The 835-nt window shown below is 61.7% G+C and carries 1 protein-coding gene; it reads right to left on the bottom strand.

Annotated elements, in window-relative coordinates:
• A partial coding sequence (locus tag K7W42_RS22755) for an IS5 family transposase (RefSeq protein ID WP_224577692.1) occupies window positions 1-771 on the bottom strand: 771 nt, incomplete at its 3' end.
• Between the last annotated feature and the right edge of the window lie 64 nt (window positions 772-835).

Raw genomic sequence — 835 nt, 5'->3', positions numbered from 1 at the left:
GCAGAGCAGAATACAGGCGGCTAGGACATGGAAGCCGACCAGGGTAGAGGGCAAGCGCTCCAGGTCACGTCCCAGGCGTCTGAAGCGCGACAGCCACGCGAAGGAGCGCTCCACGACCCAGCGTTTGGGCACCAAAATGAACCCTTTGGCGGCTTCGGGTCGCTTGACCACGATCAATTCGACCCCTGCTTGCGTGGCGTCCAGAGCAGGTCCAGTCCCGGTGTAGCCCTGATCGGCGAAGGCAACCTGAACCGTCACACCCGTGGCTTCCTGCACTTCCAGGCACAGGTCTTTGACCTGTGCTCGGTCTTGCTCGTTGGCCGGTGTGGTGAGGACCGCGAGGATATGGCCCAGCGTGTCCACGGCCAGATGGACCTTGGTGCCCTTGCGCTTCTTCGCGCCGTCAAAGCCTGCACGGTGCCCACTTTCCGGTGTGCTCTGGAGCGTCCGACTGTCAATGATGATCGCGGTGGGCTCCCCGTTCCGGCCCTTCTCCACGCGGGACAGGATTCGCAGATCATGTGCTGCGCTCTGAAAGCACTCAGCCACAAACCAGCGGTGCGCCTGTTGGCGCACCGTCTCAGCGGGCGGAAAATCATTCGGCAGGTAGGCCCACTGTGCCCCCGTGCGCGCGACCCAGAGTAGAGCATTCAGCACGTCTCGGATGGGGTATTTCCGTTGCCTCGCGTCTTCAGGACTCAGCAGCAGATAGGGGAGCAGAAACAAGTACGTGTCGTCATCCACGTCACTGGGGTACCCTTGGCGCGTCACTCACCCATTCTGCTCGCTGCAAATTTCCTGCCTCGCACTTCAAACCGGTTCTTGGCACCCTCTA

It is taken from the genome of Deinococcus betulae, from assembly GCF_020166395.1.
GTDB classification, from domain to species: domain Bacteria; phylum Deinococcota; class Deinococci; order Deinococcales; family Deinococcaceae; genus Deinococcus; species Deinococcus betulae.
This window is presented reverse-complemented; position numbering and strand designations above follow the sequence as displayed.